The following is a 19,385-nucleotide window of genomic DNA, read 5'->3' on the forward strand; positions in this document are numbered from 1 at the left end:
GTTCCAATTTCGAAAGTGGTCATAGTTTGTGTACCGCAAAAGGGCCGAAATCAGGCGTCATCCGCCTGGCCGGCCGCGAGCGCATCCTCGATCCGCTTGCGAGCGCCAGCTAAGTGTTCTTCACACCGTTTTGCGAGTTCCTCGCCCCTTTCCCACAATTTCAGCGACGCGTCGAGGTCCAGGCCTCCCTGCTCCAACAGGCGGACGACTTCGATCAGTTCATCCCGGCACGCTTCATAGCCGAGATTACTAATAGGCGTAATTGACTGTTCGCCTTCACCGGCCATCGGTCTGCCCTTCGCTCACCGCGGCTATCGCGCCGTCGGCCACCCGCACCCGCAGCCGGCTGCCGGCGGGCGCGTCGGCGGTCGACCGCAGCACCACTGGGGGCCCGGAGTCCGGCACCGCCTGTACCACGGCATAGCCGCGGGCCAGCGTGGCCGCCGGGCCCAGAGTCGCCAGCCGCGCGCTCAGATGGCCGATGCGCTCCGCCTCCGCGGCGGCCAGGCGGGTGACGTCGCGGCGGATCGCCGACCGTGCGCGATGAATCTCGTCGGCGCGCGCCGTCAGGACCGTCAGCGGTTCGGCGAGCACCGGTCGGCTGCGGACCTGGGCCAGCGCCCGCTGTTCGCGAGCCACCCAGTTGCGCAGCGCCTGCGCGCTGCGCCGGCGCAGATCATCGATCAGGCGCTGCTCGGCGGCGGTGTCGGGTACGACCTTCTTCGCCGCGTCGGTCGGGGTGGCGGCGCGCAGGTCGGCGACCAGGTCGCACAGCGGATTGTCGGGTTCGTGACCGACCGCGCTGATGACCGGGGTGCGGCAGGCCGCGATGGCGCGGCACAGTGTCTCGTCGGAGAACGGCAACAGGTCCTCGACGCTACCGCCGCCGCGGGCCACCACGATGACGTCGACCTCGACGTGGCGGTCGAGTTCGTATAGCGCCTCGACGATCTGGGCCACCGCGTTGGGTCCCTGGACTGCGGTGTTGCGCACGGCGAAACGCGCCCCGGGCCAGCGGCCGGTGGCCACCGTCGTCACGTCGCGTTCGGCGGCGCTGGCCCGGCCGGTGATCAGGCCGATCATGTTGGGCAGGAAGGGGATTGGTCGCTTGAGCCGGGGGTCGAAGAGTCCTTCGGCGTCCAGCAGCCGGCGCAGCCGATCGATCCGCGCCAGCAGCTCACCCACACCGACGGCGCGAATCTCGCTGAGCCGCAAGGAGAACGTTCCCCGACCGGTGTAGAACGACGGCTTGCCGCACACCACCACCTGCGTGCCCTCGGTCAGTTTCACCGGCGCGTTGGCCACCAGGTCGCGTGAACAGGTCACGGTCAGCGACATGTCGGCGGCCGGATCGCGCAACACCATGAACACCGTCTTGGAGTCGGGCCGCGCGCTGATCTGGGCGAGCTGGCCTTCGACCCATACCGTGCCGAGCTTGTCGATCCAGCCGGCGACCCGAATTGCCACCGCGCGCACCGGAAATGGGTTCTCGGCGGAGTTCGGTTCGGATTGTGCGGGCGGGGTCACTTCGCGTTCGCGCGGGTGATCCTGTTGGCGAGCAGCGTCTGGAAAGGCGCGCGGGCCTTGGTGGCCTGCTCGTATGCCAGCAGGGCTTCGAGTTCGTCGACGCTCAGCGATTGCAGGCGGGCACGCAGTTGCGCCAGCGTCAGTGCCGCGTAGTCCAACTCGGTCACCACCGACGGTTGCGCAACCGCCGGCGCGTCCGAAGATTTCCTGCCCTGCTTCAAGGGGGCGGCATCGGACGCGGCGTCGGCGAGCGAGTACAACGCGAACCGCCCCTCGGTTCGGCGGTCCCCCTCGCCGATACCCTCCTCGGCAGGTGCTTCGAACGCTTCGGGCAGGTCCTCATCGAAGGTTGCCCATTCGGGCTGCTCGTCTTTTGGCGGGAAGATGTTCTCCAGGGTGCTGTCACCCTTGATCGCCAGCTCGGCGAGGTTCTGCTGAAATCGCATCACAAGGTGCGCCGCCTGACTGGCTAATGTCATGGGGTACATCAGGATGGTTTTCGGCAGCTTCATGGTCTCCTCGACGGCGACTGTCGCCGCGCCGACCAATAGCCGAACTCCATACGGTGCAGTAGCCATGGGTCCAAGATTGCCTTAAGCGACGGCTAACTCCAAGCCCGCCGGCGCGAGCTGGCAAGCCCGTGTCCGCAGAACGTACCCTGGGTGTCATGCCGCCGACTGTCGACATGGGAATTCCCGGCGCGTCCAGCTCGGTAGCCAGCGATCCAGCCCGTAAGCGAGTGCTTCTGGCCGAGCCGCGTGGTTACTGCGCGGGCGTGGATAGAGCCGTCGAGACGGTCGAGCGCGCGCTGGAAAAGCACGGCGCGCCGGTGTACGTGCGTCACGAGATCGTGCACAACCGGCACGTGGTCACCACCCTGGAAAAGGCCGGTGCGGTGTTCGTCGAGGAGACCGACGAGGTCCCCGAGGGTTCCATCGTCGTGTTCTCCGCGCACGGCGTCGCGCCCACGGTGCACGCCGCGGCCGCCGCACGCAACTTGCACACCATCGACGCCACCTGCCCGCTGGTGACAAAGGTGCACAACGAGGCCAGGCGGTTCGCCCGCAACGACTACGACATCCTGCTGATCGGCCACGAGGGCCACGAGGAGGTCATCGGGACCGCCGGCGAGGCGCCCGACCATGTCCAGCTCGTCGACGGGGTCGCCGCCGTGGACAACGTGACAGTCCGGGACGAGAACAAGCTGGTCTGGCTGTCGCAGACCACGCTGTCGGTCGACGAGACCATGGAGATCGTCGACCGGCTGCGCCAGCGGTTCCCGAAGTTGCAGGATCCGCCCAGCGACGACATCTGTTACGCGACGCAGAACCGGCAGGTCGCCGTCAAGGCGATGGCCCCGGAGTGCCAGCTGGTGATCGTCGTCGGTTCACGGAACTCCTCGAACTCGGTGCGGCTCGTCGAGGTGGCGCTGGGCGGCGGCGCCGCGGCCGCCCACCTGGTCGACTGGGCCGACGATATCCAGCCCGCATGGCTGGAAGGGGTGACCACCGTCGGCGTGACCTCCGGTGCGTCCGTCCCCGAGGTCTTGGTGCGAGGTGTGCTGGAGCGGCTCGCCGATTACGGCTACGACGTGGTGCAACCGGTCACCACGGCACAGGAAACCCTGGTGTTCGCGCTGCCGCGCGAGATCCGGTCACTGCTCTGACACGTCGGGCGCCGGTTGGCGCTCAGCCGTCGTATTCCCATTCCGTCGGGGGTCGCTGAGGCCGGCCGTATGCCCGTGAGCGGTTCCGCCGCTCGGCCTCCTCTGGTGCGCCGGCCCCCCGGTAGCGCACCTGCGAGATGGGGTGATGCGTCCCGTTGCCGTTCGGCGCGGGGCGGCGTCGCCTCGGCTCGTAGGCGGAGTCGTAGCTGTCGTAGCGGCCGAAACGCTCCCCGGGCGGGTCAAACGCGTCCCCGTACCGATCCGAGCCTTCGAAACGCGACCTCGGCGGGTCGTAGGGCCGTTCGTAGGGGCTACGGCGGCCGCGCGGCTCCCGACGGCCTTCCCGAGGCGATTGGCCGCGCGCGTCCGGATCGGCATCCGGCCTGGGGCGGCGCCGTGACCGGCGGGGCGGTTCCGCGGCGCCGTAGTCCCGGGCGCTCGTTGAGCCTCTCCGAGTCGAGCGCCGCTCGCTCGGATCGCCCGTGTCGTCCAGCGGTTCCCGCGGACGCCGCGACCGGTTCCGGGCGGAGCGAGTGGCGGTCCGATCATTGCGCGCCGTGCGGCGGGCCTGCGCGGCCGAGCTGGCCCCGCGGGTGCGCCGCGCCTTGGCCGGGGCCGCCTCGTCGGCATCGTCCTCGTCGGATTCCGGGCGCACGATCGCGCGGAGTTTGGCGACAATCCCGCCGACGACGGACTTCACGTCGGTGGACTCCGCGTCGTCGGAGCTCTTCGTCGTCGCGGTCGCCCCGTGCGACATCCCGAAGTACCACCTGGCTAACCCGATCAGCAGCACCACGCCGGCGGTTCCCAGCATCAGCGGGAAGCGCTCGATGAGCGGATAGCCGCAATTGATCAACAGATCTTTGAGATGGCCGACCTTGGCGTCGTGGAACAACCAATAAGCGCCGGGCACCGCGCAGAAAAGTATCAACGGGGGCTGGATCATCGCGGTGAAAAGCCCGTCCTGGCGCACCGCCAGCACCGCCGCCAGACAGCCGGCTATATAGAAGCCGGCGAAGACGTGCGTCAGCTCCTTGTGGCCGGCGTCGATTCCGTAGCCGATCGCGGTGGCGGTAACGGCGAGGAGCAGGGCGGCGTACCACGGCACACCTGGGATATCTGGGTGGATCGAGCGGTGGGAGGTCTCCACCGTCGACTTTGCCCGCTGTCCTGACACATGTAGACCGTACCGGGAAAGGGCGGAAAGCCCCGTAAATACCTCGTAGGGATCCCGGGCGTGCCATGACGATCGTGCACGAACGGTCCACAGCGGCCGGTGCCGCAGCCGACCCCTAGACTTGGGTCCCTGTGAGCCTGAGCCTGGGAATCGTGGGTCTGCCCAACGTCGGCAAGTCGACCCTGTTCAACGCGCTGACCCGCAACGACGTACTGGCGGCCAACTATCCGTTCGCGACGATCGAACCGAACGAAGGCGTCGTTCCGCTGCCGGATCCGCGCCTGGACAATCTGGCCGAGCTGTTCGCATCCCAGCGCACCGTGCCGGCGCCGGTGACGTTCGTCGACATCGCCGGCCTGGTGAAGGGCGCGTCCGAGGGTGCCGGGCTCGGCAACAAGTTCCTGGCTCACATCCGCGAATGCGACGCCATCTGCCAGGTGGTGCGGGTGTTCTCCGATGACGATGTGACCCATGTGGCCGGTGAGGTGGATCCCCGATCGGACATCGAGGTGGTCGAGACGGAGTTGATCCTGGCCGACCTGCAGACGCTGGAACGTGCTCTGCCGCGCTTGGAGAAGGAGGCCCGCACCAATAAGGAGCGCAGGCCGGTGTACGAGGCGGCGGCCGCGGCACAGGAGACGCTCAACGGCGGGAAGACGCTGTTTGGTGCGGGGGTGGACGTGTCCTTGCTGCGGGAGCTGAACCTATTGACCACCAAGCCGTTTCTGTATGTCTTCAACGCCGACGAGGCGGTGCTGACCGACGCGGCGCGGATCGCCGAGCTGCGTGAGCTGGTCGCGCCCGCCGACGCGGTGTTCCTGGACGCGGCTATCGAAGCGGAGCTGAACGAGCTTGACGACGAGTCGGCCGCCGAACTGCTGGAGTCGATCGGGCAGAGCGAACGCGGTCTCGACGCGCTGGCCCGCGCCGGTTTCCACACCCTCAAGCTGCAGACATTTTTGACGGCCGGCCCAAAAGAGGCGCGCGCGTGGGTGATTCACCAAGGCGACACCGCACCGAAGGCCGCCGGGGTGATCCACACCGATTTCGAAAAGGGCTTCATCAAGGCCGAGATCGTGTCCTATGACGACCTGATCGCCGCCGGTTCGATGGCCGCGGCCAAGGCGGCGGGCAAGGTCCGGATGGAAGGCAAGGACTACGTGATGGCCGACGGCGACGTGGTGGAGTTCCGCTTCAACGTCTAGGGCTCGATGAATTCTGCCGATCGCGGAGGTCTACATACCATGGGAACCCTCTGTTACACCGCGACCATGTCTCTCGACGGCTACGTTGCCGACGGCAGCGGCGACTTCCAGTGGTCGGCCCCAAGCGATCCGGTGTTCACCGCGCATGTCGACCGCATGGCTGAGGTGTCGACCGAAGTGCTAGGGCGGAAGACTTTCGCGCTGATGCAGTACTGGGAGACCGATCCCGAGGACGAAGAATGGGCCTCGGCGGAGCGGGAGTTCGCCCAGCGCTGGCGAGGCATCCACAAAGTGGTGGTTTCGTCGACGCTGACGCACGAGATCGAATCGGACCGTGTCCGTTTGGTACCCGACCTGCGCTTGGACGAATTGAAGCAGATCGTCGCGCAGGCCGAGGGCGTAGTCGAGATCTTCGGGCCCACCACCGCGGCCGCCGCGATCCGAGCTGGCCTGATCGATGAGTTCCAGTTCTTCGTAGTGCCGAAGATGGTGGGCGCAGGTCTACGTGCCCTACCTGACGGCATGCGCCAGGATCTGAGTCTCGCCGGGCACCGCCTTTTCGACGACGGCACCGCTCACCTGCGCTACCTGTCTGGCCGCGACGTTGCTCGGTGACTGAATGCGGCGGAGTTCGGCTTCAACATCGGACGTGGTGGCGCGCCGGCAGATTAGAAGGGGCTTCATTGTGAGGGTGGCGGCGCACTAGATTGCGCAGTAAAGCGGTGTTGAGGGGGCGCGATGCGGTGGCGGGGTGTGTGTCATGTCGAGTTCGCGGTGCTGGACTACGACGACTCGGTCGCGTTCTATGACGCATTGTTCGGCTGGCTTGGATACAGCAGCTTCTCATCGCTGAACATGGAGTACCAGTCGATCTATTACATGACGCGTAATGCCCACCCGCACAGCTACATCGGCATTCAGCCTGCCCGTACCGGCGGGAAGCTGACGCACCGGGATCAGGCGGTCGGGATCAACCACATTGCGTTGTGGGCACGCAGTAGGGCAGAGGTCGACCGTTTTCATCGGGAATTCCTGATCGGTCGAGATGTCCCGGTCACGGACGAGCCGAAGGAGTACCCACAATACTGGCCCGGCTACTATGCCGTGTTTTTCGACGACCCGATAAACGGCATCCACTGGGAATTGGCTTGGATGCCGAAAGTCCCTACACCGCGCCAAATTTGGTCGTTCTATCGCGCAATTCGTGCCTTCGCGGGAAGTCGGCCAGACTTGGCCAACACCGTGCCGGGCGTTGTCTCCCAGGCGCGGAGAACCCTGCCCAGCCGGCGGTGACGCGGTGCAGATCCGCTTACCAACCCAGGTGGCGTCAACGTGTCAGAACAGCTTGATGGCACCGAAACGACCGTGGCGTTGTCACTCCGCAGTTGCGATGCGACAGTCGTGTAACGCGTGTCTTGCGTTCCGTCTAGGACAAATAAGGCGAATGGGGTGCCGCCAGGATGTCACGGCTGCCGAGTCGGAGCGGCGCCATACGTCAGTGCATCCACTACTTGAGCCAGGCGCGGATAGATGATCGCGGGGCCGAGCCAGCGGGCAATGAACCTGCGCAACTCGATACCGTCTCGATGCGGCTGGCCTGGGTCGACAAGGATCGAATGCAAAGTGCGTAGGCCCATTTCGGCGAGCTCGTCGAGCGCGGCTTCGTCGAATCCGTGCATGTCCCAGTCAACGTCGAGACGATGCAGCATCGAGCGGGAGAACGCCCGAGCTGTGTCGGAGGTCAGGGACACCGTATGACCTTCTGGCGCTCCGCTTCTCAACAGGCGTTCGATTTGGCGTTCTCCGGCAAGGCTTTCGACAGCGAATGCGACACCTTCGACGAGCGCCGCGGCGGGTTCGGTGAGTCCGCTGATATGCTCGGCGAGCTGGTCGAGGAAACCGTGGGCCGAGCGCATCGCGCTGGCGATCATGAGAGCCTCGGTTCCCGGGAAATAGCGATAGACCGTCTGCCGGGTGACGCCCAAGGTGCGCGCCACGTCGGTGAGCCGCATCGAGGATCCTTGTTCGGCGATGATCTCGTCGGCCACGTCGAGGATCCTGTCGATGGCCTCTTCGTCACTCGCTGGGGCGTTGCCCGCCCATCCGTGGCTACGCATGGTTGAACTCTAGGGCAGCGTGGTGGCCGCGCGAGCGCTGGATGCGTTGGGGCGAAATGTGTTAACGATCATCGACCGTCCAAGCCAGTTACGGCCCCGACGGAGTACCAACGCGCCGCGCTCTTCGGTTCCTCCGCGTACCGCTGGATCCATCTGGTGGCGAATTCGGGAATGATCTCGTGTTCAGGAGTGTGGCGCGGACCCTGTGAGCGGATCAGACCGGCGATCATGGCGAGGACTTCCCTTTTGGGCACACCCGCGTAGGTCGACTGGCCCGGTCGAGTAAGCGCATGCGCGGCCCCCAGTGCGGCCCGAACTGCCTTCGCGGAGAGCCCATTTGGTAATAGTTGGCCCAGATCGCCGCCGTCCTCCTTCGGCACATGCTTCTGAAAGCCGCTGGAGATGATCCCCAGGATCTCATTCATATGCCTGAGCACGCCGACTATCGTCTTTGCGCGATACAGATAGCTGTCGTGCACGGCGTTGTAGACGATGAGCGCGGAACTGCGATGCTCGATTTCTTCGACAAAGTGCCAGAGGAACAGCGACGCTACTCGCTCGTCCCCGGCCCGAAACAGCTTGTCCTCGTGGTCGAGGAAGACTTTGAAGTAGGGCGTGAACGTGGCTTCGACAACTGCGGGATAAGCGAGACGCCAGGCGAGCGGCTTGGTGGCGGTGAGGCGGTCGTAGGAGGCCACGACGTCGGCCATCGTTTCCTGCAAGCCGGGCCAACGTCGGATCAGCGCACGGATATGGCTTTGGTGAGCGGCTGAGTGCTGTGCCTCCTGACGCAAGTAAGACTCTGCCTCCTCCGCCGTGGCCGGGTCCCGCATCAGCGGTATGGCTTCCCGCGTCGCGTCGACGATGAGTTTCTCGAAGCCGGGCGCGAAGAACGAAATGGCATTGCACTGCATTGCAAACGCGGGGCGCTCCGGCTGCCAGTTGAACGGGACATCGGCGCTCGCGAAGTCGAAGCGAACGCGCCTCACCTGTAGCTCCGTCATGGCGTCGACGTTAGCGGCCAAGATCGCCAGTGACAAGACAATGATGCATAGATGTATGGCGTTATGCTGGGGCGACGCCGGTCAGCCTTGACGGCCAGGCCCTAGAACCATACGTTATACACAAAACGTCTAGTCAGATGGCAGGTGTCCAGATGAACCTGATCGTGTTCAACAGCCCCGCCGGTCTTCCCTGGCAGACGAATCTGTGCGACATCATGCTGCTGACCATGTTCCTGGCGGCAGTGGCGTACAGCGTCGTCCAGTTCCGCCGCGGAAGGCGCGTCTACTGCGCATTGCTGGCGGCAGCGGCAATCTACGGGCTCGTGCTGGAACTGGTCGGGATGGCCACACTCAACATGTACAAGCAGGGCGACTTCATGTTGATGATCAACTGGCCTGCCTTCCCGTTGTGGCACGGCACCACGATGATGCCCGCGTACGTTGTGATCTTTTACCCGGTCTTTCTGTTCACCGGTTTCAAGGTCGTCGAGGCGATCGGGACCGAAAAGCGTTGGCAGGGAGCCGTCACCGGTGGGCTATTCATGATCGCGCTTGACGCCCCCTACATCATTGAGGGCAACCTGCGCCACGTCGTGTGGTGGACCTGGAATCCAAACTTTGAGTACTTCCAGTTCTGGGTCGGCTGGCCCCTGCTCGATCTCTGTTGGCAGGGCATCTGGGACGCCGTCTTCATTTACATCATGCTTTGGGCCGCACCCCGAATCGACGGCTTGGCCGGTAGCGGTATCGCACGATGGTCGAATGCGAAGGCAATGGGCGCTTTTCCACCGCTCGCAGCCCTGATGGTCCTGGTGACCGGGCCCATCCTGATGTCACCGGTCACCGTCGTCACCGCGCTCGGCGGACGTCAGTGGCCTGTGGTCGTGATGCTCGTGGTCGGCTACTGCGCGGTCACTGTGACCGCACTGCGCTCTGCCAAAGCTAATCCGTCATTCGAACCGTTCACCCTCGGTCTGGTCGTCCTATACGTGGCAAGCCTTGGGGCGATGGTGATCGCCAACGTGGTCTACGAACGCGGTCTTACCCAGTACATCCTGGTTCAGGCCGTGGGCCTGATCGTGGTGAGCGGTCTTGCATCGTTCCCTTGGATTGCCACCCGCGGAGGCTCCCGTGAACTGGCCGGGCAGGCAGTTCAAGCCGTGGCCTGATGCGTCAAAAACCTTGACCTCGCCGTCTAGCGGACGGGTCTTAAGTCGACCATGCTTGACAGATGGCGAATGTCGAGCGGGCGGAACCGTTGGTCCGGCGGTCTACGAGGATCGTGGCGGGTTGTGCGTTGGTGCTGTCGGCTTTAGGGCTGGCGGGTGGCGTGGCCCAGGCCGTCCCGGCCCCGACCTCGCATTGGTGCCCGGGCAATCCGTGGGACCCGAGCTGGGGCAAGGTCTACGACTGGGACTGGAACCACTGCCACGACTGGCAAGGTCCGGCGGGCCAGAGTTTCCCGGCCGGTGCGGGCCCCTGGGGTCCACCGCCGGTGTGGGCGCCCCCGGCGCCACCCCAACCGGCATCGGCACCGGGGGCTCAGCTGATGTGGAATCCGACTGGCCCGGGCAATTGGGGGTTCTGGAACAACGGAATCTGGACGCCCGCCTGAGGGAACGCGCTGTAGTTCGCCCTTTGAGGCGGGCATCTTGTCGGTATGGCTCCTTAGCATGCCCTCGTCGCACTAACGTGCACCGCCACGGCCGCCAGGAGGGCTCCATGAAGTTCGTTTCCACCCGCATCATCACCGCCGACGTCAAGCGTCTCGTCGATTTCTACGAGACGGTCACCGAGAGCCCCGCCGTGTGGGGCAACGAGCTTTTCGCCGAAATCCCGACGCCGGTTGGCACGCTGGCGATCGGCAGCGACAAGACCGTTCCGCTGTTTGCGGCTGGATCGGCCGAGCCGGCCGCCAACCGCAGCGCGATCGTGGAGTTCATGGTCGACGACGTCGACGCGGAATATGAGCGGCTCCATGAGCGCGTCGGGGAGGTGGTGACAACGCCAACCACGATGCCGTGGGGTAACCGCGCGCTGCTTCTGCGCGATCCCGACGGGAATCTTGTCAACCTGTTCACCCCGATTACGGACGAGGCCCGTGCCAAGTTCGGAATATGACTGGTGTGCAACGAACTTCGGCTGGCTGCGTCTCGGTGGAGCTGTAGAGGCGCGGTCTAACTCAACGGTTAAGTAGGCTGGACTGGTGTCAGTTGGCGGCCGCTTACCACGCGCGCGTTCTGTTCAGCTCCTCTGTGGCGCCCTCGCCGGGCCGCTCTTCGTGACTGCTTTCACCGCGATCGGAGCCGCGCGTCGGGGCTACGACTGGCGGCGCTACCCGGTCAGTTCGCTTGCGGTCGGTCGTCAAGGCTGGGATCAGCGCATCAATTTCATCCTTGCCGGACTTCTATATTCATGTGCGGCTGCGGGTCTCGCACGTTGCGATCGGCGGCGCATTGGACCGCGTGCCGTTCCGGCGGTCGTCGCTGGAGCGGGCATTGGGTTGATCGGCTCGGGAGTCTTCGTCACCGATTATGTTGGTGATCGTCTCGGCGAGCTCTCCGCCCCGGCCCGGCGCACTCGTGCGGGGCGGATGCACGACCTCTGCGGGATCCCGGTCTTTGCGGGCATCCCGGTTGCCGGCCTGGCCAGCGCGGCCACCGCCGTGCGTACCGGGGACTACCGTTGGGCCTGCTACTCGGCAGGATCGAGCACGGTGATGGCGGGGACCCTGCTCCTGTTGGGTGCCGCTATCAAGGGTCGATTCGGCCTCAGCGGCAAAAGCGGTATCTTCCAACGTATCTCGATCATTGTCGGGCTCGGATGGCTGAGCTCCGTGTCGCTCCGCGGCCTTGGTGAATGACGAACCTCCGCCGGGCGTCCACCGATTTGGCGGCGGGCCGATGGATTGGCTCGTTGCCGGCTGCGAAATCTCGGCTACTTGGTACGAATTAGTCGGAGACATGCACGGCGGGGTCGGCGCCCACGGGTATCCAGGCACTCATGCGTGGTGGGCGGCGCGGCGTTAAGATCTCGTCGTGGTCGGTGAGGACTGCCCTGAGACTCCTGAGGAGTTGGAACGCCGGGCCGAGGCGCTCGACGAGCGCGAGCGGGAACTCGCGGACCGCGAGGCCGAGGTCGGACGGCGCGAGTGGATGGCCGGCAGACGAGATCGGCTCGCCGACCGGCGGGACCAAATCGCTGACGAGCGCGAAGAATTAGCGGACGAACGGGAGCGCCGCGCGGACGAACGCGAGGGCACGTCCGAACAGCGTGAGCGCGACCGGATCCGGCGCGTGGGCGAACAATCGAAGCGCACCGAAGCGACGGCTCGACGCGAGCAGGCGGACATCGACCGCGAGATAGCGGACACCGAGCGCGGGTCCGAAAGCCGCTGATCGTCCGCGCAGACGTTTGCTGGTAGGCGCATCTGCCGGGGCGTCCGATTTGCTGAAAGTGCGGCGAAGGCCATTGTCCGGTTTGCGAATGACGTGCGCCACAAATTTTGGCGGATAATAACTGGCATTGCTAGCGTCCCCGGCCATGGTAGTACTTGCAACATTGCTGTCATTGATCAATCAGGTATCCGGAACGCCTTATATTGCGGGTGGGGATTCTCCGTCCGGGACGGATTGCTCGGGACTCGTTTCCTGGGTTGCCAACGCGGCATCCGACAGGCCCGTCTTCGGAAACCGGTTCAACACCGGCAATGAAGAAGCGGCTTTGTTGGCGCGCGGCTTTCAATACGGAACCGCCCCTAACGCCCTCGTGATCGGGTGGAACGGCGGCCACACGGCCGCGACCCTGCCGGACGGGACCCCGGTGTCCAGCGGTGAGCACGGTGGAGTGCACATCGGTGGCGCCGGCGCCTACCAGGCCGGGTTCACGCATCACATGTTCCTGCCGATGCCGCCGGATGGCGAAGGCGCCCTTCCGCCGCCGCCGGACGCGCCGCCACCGCCGCCGGACGCGCCGCCGCCACCGCCGGAGGCGCCGCCCGTCCTGGTCGACGCCATGGCTCCCGCACCGCCCGCACCACCGGCCCCGCCGGCGCCCGAAATGCCGCCGCCCGGCGAACCGGGAATTGCGAATCCTTAACGAAAGCAATTCGCGAAAGTCTCAATCTTTCGTGCCACTATTTGACGCATATAGGACACGCAAGCAGAACAGGAGCCAGTGCACAGTGAAATAGCTCGGCTTGCGCACGGTCTGTGAGGCAGGCCACTTGCGCAGCTGCTAAGCGGTCCGCGATTCGCACGGAATCAATGCGAAAGTGCGCCCCGGGTGTTCAATTGCAACGCCCGGGGCGCACTTTGCTGGAGCCCGATCACGGCCGGCGGCGCCGACGGGCGGATATGCTGGCGCTGCCCGGCGCGACCGGGCGAGGCGCAGTATCCAGGAGCGAGCTAGGTGGGCACCGCAATGATCTTCATCGTCGTGAAGTTCGAGACCAAGCCCGAGTGGGCGGACCGCTGGCCAGAACTCGTCGCATCCTTCACCTCCGCCACTCGTGCCGAGGAAGGCAATCTCTGGTTCGAGTGGTCGCGAAGCCTGGACAACCCGGCGGAGTACGTTTTGGTGGAGGCGTTCCGTGACGGTGAGGCGGGCGGCATCCACGTCAACAGCGACCACTTCAAGCGGGCGATGCAAGAACTCCCGCAGGCACTGACGTCTACCCCGAAAATCATCAACCAGACCATCGATGCTTCCGGATGGTCCGAACTGGGTGAGATGTCGGTCGACTAGCCGGCTCCCGTTACCGTTACGGCAATTTCGTCGCCCAGCTGAAAGCCCGGAGCCAGCGGAAGCGTGTCACCGCTCCAGAACTTGCCGGGGTCAAACCAATTGGCGTCCTTGTCCGTGTTCAGCAATCCCATTTCCTCGTACGTGATCGCCACCGTCTCCGCGCAATAGGCAGTGGAAAGGCTCATCTTGCGCTCTTCCCGGCGGCGCCGGGTCTGCTCGCGAACCTTGCTGTCCACCACGGGGATTCCGCGCACCCAGTCATTGATGGTCGGGAGCCGGCCGCGGAACCAGCGACCGGTCAGCCGGGCAGTGGTGGGAAACGCGGTGCCGTCCATCCGGGCGATCACCCGCAGGAGCTTGTTTTCCTGTTCGCGGGTGGGGTGGGGTGTCAGCTGACGTAGCCAGCACCGCTGGTCGTAACGCTGCGTCCACTGCAAGACCGCCTGGTGCAGGTCGTTGAGCTGCACGCCGCGGTGGTTGGTTCCCGTCCACATGTCCTCGAGCTTGTCGCCCAGTTCGGCATGCCAAATCAATGGTGGCAGGTCGTCGATGGCCACCGTCATGCCGACGTGATTGACCGGTGCGTTCGTCAACGTCTGAATCGCGCGGTCGGGCCGGGAGCGGCCGCGAAACAACCAGAGGTCGCCCGTGCGAGTCTCGTTCAGCGCTTGATCGAGGGTGAGCATTATGAGGAGAGTACTTCGCGTCCGTCGTGAACACGTCCGCCCTCAGGCTTCGGAGTTGCAAGAGCGCACAAGTTGAACACAGCGCGAATACCCTGGGTTCATGCGCAATGTGTGGAAATGGCTTGGGCTGGCCGGCGTCGCCGGTGTCGTCGCCGGGGGCGCGCTGGTGGTTCGCGACCAACGCAAACGACGCGCCTACACGGCCGACGAGGTCCGGTCCCGCCTGCACCAGCGGCTGGCCGAATACGACGGCGAGGGCTTTCAGGCCGAATCGGGATCGGCCGGGACGTCGACGGCGAACAACCGATAGTTGCCCGAAAATCCCTTGAGTTCGACGTCGCGGCCTGCGTCGAAGCGGATGTCGTCACTGTCGGAAAGGGCATCTCGCACCGGCTGACTCACCAAGATCTCACCACCGGCCGCCTGCGCCGCCACCCTTGCCGCCATTGCGACGTTCCGGCCGAACAGATCGTCGCCGCGACGCACCGAGCGGCCCATGTGGATGCCGATCCGGACGCGAATCTCCTCGTGCCGCTTGCGCTTTGCATCCTTGCGTAGCGCACGCTGTAGGTCGATGCCGCACCGCACCGCCTGGTCGGCGCGGGCGAATGCCACCATGAACCCGTCGCCCTGGCTCTTCACCACGTGACCAGACCGTCGCTGCACCAGCTCCGACACCAGCTTGTCGTGCGCCCCAATCAGCTTGACCCAGGCGCGATCACCGATCCGTTCGTTGAGCGCGGTGGATTCCTCGATGTCGGAGAACAGGATCACCACCCGGCCATCCGGTGTGACCCGCGCCAGGTCGGGGCGCTCCACCTCCGCCCAGTCGGCGAGGTCTTCGATCGAACTGCGCACGGCGGCGCCGAAGCCTTCTTTGCGCACTACGTTCGCGGTGTTCCACACCGTTTTGAGAGCCTCGCGGCCGCCCGACAGCAACCAATTGCGGGCGTCGGTGCGGTGCCGCAACTCGTCGATCTCCTGGCGGCTGCGGACCAGTAGCCGCGACACCACGGCGAGCGCGATAGCCTCGATCGCGGCAGCGCCGGCCAGCACGTAGACCGTGATATGCAGCGCGTCGCCCACGCAAGCATCCTGCCAAAGGCCGCGGTGGCTTGAGGTTGTCGGGTCTGTGTGCGGTGTCTAGTGTTAGGTCCGACCGCCGCGGGTAGTGAGTCTGGAAGAGCCGATGACTTTCGGAGGTGCGGGCTTGGCTGACGGCGGTGACAACTCTTCGAACAAGCTGGTGATATTCGGCATCACCGGGGACCTGGCGCGCAAGATGACGTACCGGGCCTTGTACCGGCTCGAGGCGCGCGGCATGTTGGACATCCCGATCGTCGGCGTGGCCAGTGACGACATCCCCCTCGAGAAGCTGGTCGGGCGCGCCCGCGACGCCATCAAGGCGTCGGGTGAGAAGTTCGACGACGCGGTGTTCGACCGGCTCGCGGGCCGGCTGTCTTATCTGCACGGTGACGTCACCGACGACAAGCTCTACGGCCAGCTCGCCGAGAAGATCGGCAAGGACTGCCGGCCGCTGTACTACCTGGAAATGCCGCCGTCCCTGTTCGCGCCGATCGTGGAAAACCTCGCCAAGGCCGACCTGTTGGAGTGCGCACGCGTCGCGGTGGAGAAGCCGTTCGGCCACGACCTGGCCTCTGCGCGTGACCTGAACGCCCGGCTGCGCGCGGTGCTCGACGAGGACCAGATCCTGCGGGTGGATCACTTCCTGGGCAAGCAACCCGTCGAAGAGCTGCAGTACCTGCGCTTCGCCAACAACGCGCTGGCCAAGCTGTGGGACCGGGACAGCATTTCCGAAATTCACATCACCATGGCCGAGGATTTCGGCATCGAGGACCGCGGCAAGTTCTACGACGCGGTGGGTGCCCTGCGTGACGTCGTGCAGAACCATCTGCTTCAGGTGCTCGCGCTGGTCGCGATGGAGCCCCCGGTCGGCCCCAGCGCCGATGACCTGAACGACAAGAAGGCCGAGGTGTTCCGCGCGATGCCGGCGCTGGATCCCGAGCGTTGCGTGCGTGGCCAATACCGCGGCTACACCGACGTGGACGGGGTAACCAAGGATTCCCAAACCGAGACCTATATCGCGCTGCGGACCGAGATCGATAACTGGCGCTGGGCGGGCGTGCCGATCTTCTTGCGCGCGGGAAAAGCGTTGCCGGAGAAGGTCACCGAGGTGCGGATGTTCCTCCACCACGTTCCCGGATTCTCGTTCCTGCCCAACCGTCGGCCGCCCGCGCCCAACCAGATCGTGCTGCGCATCGATCCCGATCCGGGGATGCGGCTGCAGTTGTCCGCCCAAGTGGGCGACGAATGGCACGACGTACACCTGGACTCGTCGTTCGCGGAGGACCTCGGGGAAGCTGTGCGCCCCTACGAACGGCTCCTGTACGCCGCGCTCACCGGGGACCGCCAGCTGTTCGCCCGGGAGGACGCCATCGAGGAGACATGGCGGATCGTGCAACCCGTGCTGGACAAACCAGGCCGGATCCATCACTACGACCAGGGCTCCTGGGGACCCGAGGCCGCGCAGTCGCTGCTGCACGGCCACCGCAGCTGGCAAGAGCCGTGGCTGCCCAAGCAGACGTCACAGTAAGGAGAACAGGAAGAGATGCAGCTCGGGATGATCGGCCTCGGCCGGATGGGCGCGAACATCGTCCGCCGCGTCGCCAAGGACGGACACGAATGCGTGGTCTACGACCACAACCCGGACGCGGTCAAGGCGATGGCGGGGGAGGAGAGGACCACCGGGGTGGCGTCCCTGCAGGAGCTCGCCGAGAAGATGACCGCTCCGCGGGTGGTCTGGGTGATGGTGCCGGCGGGGACCATCACGACCGGGGTCATCGAGGAGCTGGCCAACACCCTGGACTCCGGCGACATCGTCATCGACGGCGGCAACTCGTACTACCGCGACGACATCAGCCACGCGAAGACGCTGTCGGAGAAGGGTATTCACCTACTGGACTGCGGCACCAGCGGTGGCGTGTGGGGCCGGGAACGCGGCTACTGCCTGATGATCGGCGGCGACGACGAGGCTTTCCTGCACGCCGAACCCATCTTCGCCTCGGTCGCTCCCGGAGTGGAAGCGGCGCCGCGTACGCCGGGGCGTGACGGCGAGGTCGCGCGGTCGGAAAGGGGATACCTGCACTGCGGTCCGTCCGGCGCCGGGCACTTCGTCAAGATGGTGCACAACGGCATCGAGTACGGGATGATGGCCTCCCTCGCCGAGGGGCTGAACATATTGCGCGGTGCCGACATTGGCAAGCAGGTGCAAGAGGGCGACGCGGAAACGGCGCCGCTGTCGAATCCGGAGTTCTACCAGTACGACTTCGACATTCCCGAGGTCGCCGAGGTATGGCGCCGCGGCAGCGTCATCGGCTCCTGGCTGCTGGACCTGACCGCGATCGCGCTGCACGATTCGCCCGACCTCAAGGAGTTCTCCGGGCGAGTCTCCGATTCCGGGGAAGGCCGGTGGACCGCCATCGCGGCGATCGACGAGGGCGTCCCTTCGCCGGTACTGACGACCGCGCTGCAGTCCCGCTTCGCCTCGCGCTCACTCGATGACTTCGCGAATAAGGCGCTGTCGGCGATGCGCAAGCAGTTCGGCGGGCACGCCGAGAAGCCGGCGAACTAGCGGCGATCGCGAGCGCGGCGGAGCCGGGCGATGCGGGTCGCCGCCATCGGGACGCGGATCGCGGCCAATCAGTGCCGCTTGACGAACTTCACCACGGCGTCGCTGAACGCGTCGTTGTCGTCGCCGGCCGCGGTGTGCCCGGCGTTGGACAGCTCGACGAACTCCGCGCGGGGCACGCTGGCCAGGAAATGCCGGACGCCCTCGGGGCTCACCACGTCGGACAGCTTCCCGCGGATCAGTAGGACGGGAATCGAGAGGCTCTTCGCCGCCTGCTCGAACTTCTCGGTGCGCAGCTCGGGATCGTCGCCGGGCTTGGTCATGAACGCCGGGTCCCAGTGCCAGTACCAGCGGCCGTTCTCGCGCAGGCGCAGGTTCTTCTTCAGGCCCTCGGGGCTGCGCGGCTTGTCCCGGTATGGGAGGTAGGCGGCGACGGCGTCGGCGGCCTCCTCCAGGGAGTCGAAACCGTCGAGGCCGCTGATCATGAAGTCGCGAATGCGGGCGCTGCCGCCCTTCTCGAATCGGGGCACCACGTCGACGAGGACCAGTCGGGTCACCACCGCGGGCCCCGCCCGGTGGGCGGCGAGGATGCCGGTCAGCCCGCCCATGCTCGCGCCGATGATCATCACCGGCCGGCCGATCGCCTCGATTACCTTCAAGACATCGGCGGTCAGGGTCTCGACGTCGTAGTCGGCATTGGGTGCGCGATCGCTGTCACCGTGTCCCCGGCTGTCGACTGCGACGACGTGCAAGCCCTCGTCGGCGAGCGTTTGGCCGGTGTTTTTCCAGGAATGCCGGTTCTGGCCGCCACCGTGCAGCATGAGGACGCTCGGGCGCCCCGCGCCGTCGGTCCCGCCATTCCATTCGTCGGCGACCAGGGTGATGCCGCCGACACCGGAAAACTCGACCGTCTGAGGGAGGCTGCTGACGGTGCTCATGCGACCTGACGTTACATAGGGGGCTTAAGCACCGTCTCGCGGGTCGGCGCCGCGATGAGTTTTCCCGCTGGCCGGGGTCTATCCAGTGACAACACCAACGATCAAAGAGGAGACCCCGGCCTATGCCATCGATCACCCCGTCGCTGTGGTTCGACCATGACCTGGAGGAGGCGGCCAGGTTCTACACCTCGATTTTCCCGAACTCTCACATCGAGGGCTTCAACCGAACCACGGAGGCCGGACCGGGCGAGCCGGGCACCGTCCTGTCCGGCAGCTTCGTGCTGGACGGCACCCGGTTCATCGGCATCAACGGCGGCCCGCACTTCCACTTCACCGAAGCGGTGTCGTTCACCATCCACTGCAAGGACCAGGACGAGGTCGACTACTACTGGGAGCGGTTGACCGACGGCGGCGAGGAATCGCAGTGCGGTTGGTGCAAGGACCGCTTCGGCCTGAGCTGGCAGATCGTCCCGGACCGGCTCTACGAGCTGATCAGCGACCCCGACCGGGCACGCGCGGCGGCCGCCACTCAAGCGATGTATGGCATGCGAAAGATCGTCATCGCCGATTTGGATCGGGCCGCCGCGCAGGTTTAGCGAAACTCCCTGTGGCAGCACCGCTTTGACCGCTTGGGGCATGCGGTCGGTGCGTCGCGGGCCCGCACGCGTTA

At 65.6% G+C, this 19,385-nt stretch carries 24 protein-coding genes; 15 read left to right on the top strand and 9 right to left on the bottom strand.

The window, feature by feature from the left end; all coding sequences use genetic code 11:
• Window positions 1–50: 50 nt before the first annotated feature.
• The 3 genes from A5711_RS20485 to A5711_RS20495 are packed head-to-tail and all read right to left on the bottom strand — an operon-like array spanning window position 51 to window position 2,105.
• The gene (locus A5711_RS20485; RefSeq protein WP_067949737.1) at window positions 51–287 is read right to left on the bottom strand and encodes an exodeoxyribonuclease VII small subunit; all 237 of its coding nucleotides are present in this window, start codon (window positions 285–287) and stop codon (window positions 51–53) included.
• The gene (xseA, locus tag A5711_RS20490; protein ID WP_082975788.1) at window positions 277–1,527 is read right to left on the bottom strand and encodes an exodeoxyribonuclease VII large subunit; all 1,251 of its coding nucleotides are present in this window, start codon (window positions 1,525–1,527) and stop codon (window positions 277–279) included. Before xseA ends, A5711_RS20485 begins: the two co-directional genes overlap by 11 nt.
• Window positions 1,524–2,105: a lipid droplet-associated protein gene (locus A5711_RS20495; RefSeq protein ID WP_067949739.1), complete on the bottom strand. Its 582-nt coding sequence runs from the start codon at window positions 2,103–2,105 to the stop codon at window positions 1,524–1,526. Before A5711_RS20495 ends, xseA begins: the two co-directional genes overlap by 4 nt.
• Before the next feature lie 89 nt (window positions 2,106–2,194).
• Here A5711_RS20495 and A5711_RS20500 point away from each other — a divergent pair, with 89 nt between their 5' ends.
• Entirely contained in the window at window positions 2,195–3,193 is a 999-nt protein-coding gene (locus A5711_RS20500) for a 4-hydroxy-3-methylbut-2-enyl diphosphate reductase (RefSeq protein WP_067210529.1), read from the top strand.
• Between the two features lie 22 nt (window positions 3,194–3,215).
• Here the strand turns inward: A5711_RS20500 and A5711_RS20505 are convergent, their stop codons facing one another.
• A complete protein-coding gene (locus A5711_RS20505) occupies window positions 3,216–4,370 on the bottom strand; it encodes a DUF6542 domain-containing protein (RefSeq protein WP_197520838.1) in 1,155 nt (384 codons plus the stop codon).
• 131 nt (window positions 4,371–4,501) lie between these two features.
• On the opposite strand from A5711_RS20505, the gene ychF reads away from it, so the two are divergent.
• The 3 genes from ychF to A5711_RS20520 all read left to right on the top strand — a co-directional run bounded on the left by ychF (window position 4,502) and on the right by A5711_RS20520 (window position 6,868).
• Window positions 4,502–5,575 carry a redox-regulated ATPase YchF gene (gene ychF / locus A5711_RS20510; protein WP_067949741.1) on the top strand — a complete coding sequence of 358 codons (1,074 nt, stop codon included), beginning with the start codon at window positions 4,502–4,504 and terminating at the stop codon, window positions 5,573–5,575.
• 39 nt (window positions 5,576–5,614) lie between these two features.
• Entirely contained in the window at window positions 5,615–6,190 is a 576-nt protein-coding gene (locus A5711_RS20515) for a dihydrofolate reductase family protein (RefSeq protein WP_067949743.1), read from the top strand.
• A gap of 123 nt (window positions 6,191–6,313) precedes the next feature.
• Window positions 6,314–6,868 (top strand): VOC family protein, encoded by a 555-nt coding sequence (locus A5711_RS20520; protein ID WP_067949746.1) that lies wholly within the window; start codon window positions 6,314–6,316, stop codon window positions 6,866–6,868.
• 170 nt (window positions 6,869–7,038) lie between these two features.
• Here the strand turns inward: A5711_RS20520 and A5711_RS20525 are convergent, their stop codons facing one another.
• Both A5711_RS20525 and A5711_RS20530 read right to left on the bottom strand, forming a co-directional pair.
• On the bottom strand, window positions 7,039–7,692 hold the full coding sequence (locus A5711_RS20525; RefSeq protein ID WP_067949748.1) for a TetR/AcrR family transcriptional regulator: 654 nt from the start codon (window positions 7,690–7,692) through the stop codon (window positions 7,039–7,041).
• Between the two features lie 68 nt (window positions 7,693–7,760).
• Entirely contained in the window at window positions 7,761–8,696 is a 936-nt protein-coding gene (locus A5711_RS20530) for a metal-dependent hydrolase (RefSeq protein WP_067949798.1), read from the bottom strand.
• Between the two features lie 152 nt (window positions 8,697–8,848).
• Between A5711_RS20530 and A5711_RS20535 the strand changes: the two genes are divergently transcribed.
• From A5711_RS20535 to A5711_RS20560, 7 genes are all read left to right on the top strand, one after another.
• Window positions 8,849–9,865 (top strand): hypothetical protein, encoded by a 1,017-nt coding sequence (locus A5711_RS20535; RefSeq protein WP_067949750.1) that lies wholly within the window; start codon window positions 8,849–8,851, stop codon window positions 9,863–9,865.
• A gap of 62 nt (window positions 9,866–9,927) precedes the next feature.
• On the top strand, window positions 9,928–10,311 hold the full coding sequence (locus A5711_RS26510; RefSeq protein ID WP_197500872.1) for a hypothetical protein: 384 nt from the start codon (window positions 9,928–9,930) through the stop codon (window positions 10,309–10,311).
• 107 nt (window positions 10,312–10,418) lie between these two features.
• Window positions 10,419–10,817, top strand: a complete 399-nt coding sequence (locus A5711_RS20540; protein ID WP_067949800.1) for a VOC family protein — start codon at window positions 10,419–10,421, stop codon at window positions 10,815–10,817.
• Between the two features lie 85 nt (window positions 10,818–10,902).
• Window positions 10,903–11,559 (top strand): DUF998 domain-containing protein, encoded by a 657-nt coding sequence (locus tag A5711_RS20545; protein ID WP_067949753.1) that lies wholly within the window; start codon window positions 10,903–10,905, stop codon window positions 11,557–11,559.
• Between the two features lie 175 nt (window positions 11,560–11,734).
• Window positions 11,735–12,094, top strand: coding sequence for a hypothetical protein (locus A5711_RS20550; RefSeq protein ID WP_067949754.1), 360 nt, complete (start codon window positions 11,735–11,737; stop codon window positions 12,092–12,094).
• Window positions 12,095–12,239: 145 nt separating this feature from the next.
• Complete coding sequence (locus A5711_RS20555; protein WP_082975791.1) at window positions 12,240–12,794, top strand: glycoside hydrolase; 555 nt, start codon at window positions 12,240–12,242, stop codon at window positions 12,792–12,794.
• Between the two features lie 324 nt (window positions 12,795–13,118).
• Entirely contained in the window at window positions 13,119–13,442 is a 324-nt protein-coding gene (locus A5711_RS20560) for a putative quinol monooxygenase (RefSeq protein ID WP_067949756.1), read from the top strand.
• Here the strand turns inward: A5711_RS20560 and A5711_RS20565 are convergent.
• Window positions 13,439–14,128 (bottom strand): guanylate cyclase, encoded by a 690-nt coding sequence (locus A5711_RS20565; protein WP_067949758.1) that lies wholly within the window; start codon window positions 14,126–14,128, stop codon window positions 13,439–13,441. The genes A5711_RS20560 and A5711_RS20565 overlap by 4 nt on opposite strands.
• A gap of 100 nt (window positions 14,129–14,228) precedes the next feature.
• On the opposite strand from A5711_RS20565, the gene A5711_RS20570 reads away from it, so the two are divergent.
• Entirely contained in the window at window positions 14,229–14,438 is a 210-nt protein-coding gene (locus A5711_RS20570; protein ID WP_067949760.1) for a hypothetical protein, read from the top strand.
• On the opposite strand, the gene A5711_RS20575 is transcribed toward A5711_RS20570, so the two are convergent.
• Window positions 14,390–15,214, bottom strand: a complete 825-nt coding sequence (locus A5711_RS20575) for an adenylate/guanylate cyclase domain-containing protein (RefSeq protein ID WP_067949762.1) — start codon at window positions 15,212–15,214, stop codon at window positions 14,390–14,392. The two genes, A5711_RS20570 and A5711_RS20575, sit on opposite strands and share 49 nt — an antisense overlap.
• A 124-nt stretch (window positions 15,215–15,338) precedes the next feature.
• Between A5711_RS20575 and A5711_RS20580 the strand changes: the two genes are divergently transcribed.
• Entirely contained in the window at window positions 15,339–16,742 is a 1,404-nt protein-coding gene (locus tag A5711_RS20580) for a glucose-6-phosphate dehydrogenase (RefSeq protein ID WP_067949802.1), read from the top strand.
• A gap of 15 nt (window positions 16,743–16,757) precedes the next feature.
• Entirely contained in the window at window positions 16,758–17,780 is a 1,023-nt protein-coding gene (gnd, locus tag A5711_RS20585; protein ID WP_067949764.1) for a phosphogluconate dehydrogenase (NAD(+)-dependent, decarboxylating), read from the top strand.
• Between the two features lie 68 nt (window positions 17,781–17,848).
• Here the strand turns inward: gnd and A5711_RS20590 are convergent, their stop codons facing one another.
• Window positions 17,849–18,715 (bottom strand): alpha/beta fold hydrolase, encoded by an 867-nt coding sequence (locus A5711_RS20590; protein WP_067949766.1) that lies wholly within the window; start codon window positions 18,713–18,715, stop codon window positions 17,849–17,851.
• Between the two features lie 122 nt (window positions 18,716–18,837).
• Between A5711_RS20590 and A5711_RS20595 the strand changes: the two genes are divergently transcribed.
• Window positions 18,838–19,311, top strand: coding sequence for a VOC family protein (locus A5711_RS20595; RefSeq protein WP_067949768.1), 474 nt, complete (start codon window positions 18,838–18,840; stop codon window positions 19,309–19,311).
• Window positions 19,312–19,385: the final 74 nt, after the last annotated feature.

The sequence above is a fragment of the Mycobacterium sp. E2238 genome, assembly GCF_001672665.1.
GTDB lineage: Bacteria > Actinomycetota > Actinomycetes > Mycobacteriales > Mycobacteriaceae > Mycobacterium.

Excerpts from the sequence above, each read along its gene's own strand:
- A5711_RS20485 (WP_067949737.1), bottom strand. The coding sequence starts at position 287 with ATGGCCGGTGAAGGCGAACAGTCAATTACGCCTATTAGTAATCTCGGC.
- A5711_RS20495 (WP_067949739.1), bottom strand. The coding sequence starts at position 2,105 with ATGGCTACTGCACCGTATGGAGTTCGGCTATTGGTCGGCGCGGCGACA.
- A5711_RS20500 (WP_067210529.1), top strand. The coding sequence starts at position 2,195 with ATGCCGCCGACTGTCGACATGGGAATTCCCGGCGCGTCCAGCTCGGTA.
- A5711_RS20515 (WP_067949743.1), top strand. The coding sequence starts at position 5,615 with ATGGGAACCCTCTGTTACACCGCGACCATGTCTCTCGACGGCTACGTT.
- A5711_RS20520 (WP_067949746.1), top strand. The coding sequence starts at position 6,314 with ATGCGGTGGCGGGGTGTGTGTCATGTCGAGTTCGCGGTGCTGGACTAC.
- A5711_RS20525 (WP_067949748.1), bottom strand. The coding sequence starts at position 7,692 with ATGCGTAGCCACGGATGGGCGGGCAACGCCCCAGCGAGTGACGAAGAG.
- A5711_RS20530 (WP_067949798.1), bottom strand. The coding sequence starts at position 8,696 with ATGACGGAGCTACAGGTGAGGCGCGTTCGCTTCGACTTCGCGAGCGCC.
- A5711_RS20535 (WP_067949750.1), top strand. The coding sequence starts at position 8,849 with ATGAACCTGATCGTGTTCAACAGCCCCGCCGGTCTTCCCTGGCAGACG.
- A5711_RS26510 (WP_197500872.1), top strand. The coding sequence starts at position 9,928 with ATGGCGAATGTCGAGCGGGCGGAACCGTTGGTCCGGCGGTCTACGAGG.
- A5711_RS20540 (WP_067949800.1), top strand. The coding sequence starts at position 10,419 with ATGAAGTTCGTTTCCACCCGCATCATCACCGCCGACGTCAAGCGTCTC.
- A5711_RS20555 (WP_082975791.1), top strand. The coding sequence starts at position 12,240 with ATGGTAGTACTTGCAACATTGCTGTCATTGATCAATCAGGTATCCGGA.
- A5711_RS20560 (WP_067949756.1), top strand. The coding sequence starts at position 13,119 with ATGATCTTCATCGTCGTGAAGTTCGAGACCAAGCCCGAGTGGGCGGAC.
- A5711_RS20565 (WP_067949758.1), bottom strand. The coding sequence starts at position 14,128 with ATGCTCACCCTCGATCAAGCGCTGAACGAGACTCGCACGGGCGACCTC.
- A5711_RS20570 (WP_067949760.1), top strand. The coding sequence starts at position 14,229 with ATGCGCAATGTGTGGAAATGGCTTGGGCTGGCCGGCGTCGCCGGTGTC.
- gnd (WP_067949764.1), top strand. The coding sequence starts at position 16,758 with ATGCAGCTCGGGATGATCGGCCTCGGCCGGATGGGCGCGAACATCGTC.
- A5711_RS20590 (WP_067949766.1), bottom strand. The coding sequence starts at position 18,715 with ATGAGCACCGTCAGCAGCCTCCCTCAGACGGTCGAGTTTTCCGGTGTC.
- A5711_RS20595 (WP_067949768.1), top strand. The coding sequence starts at position 18,838 with ATGCCATCGATCACCCCGTCGCTGTGGTTCGACCATGACCTGGAGGAG.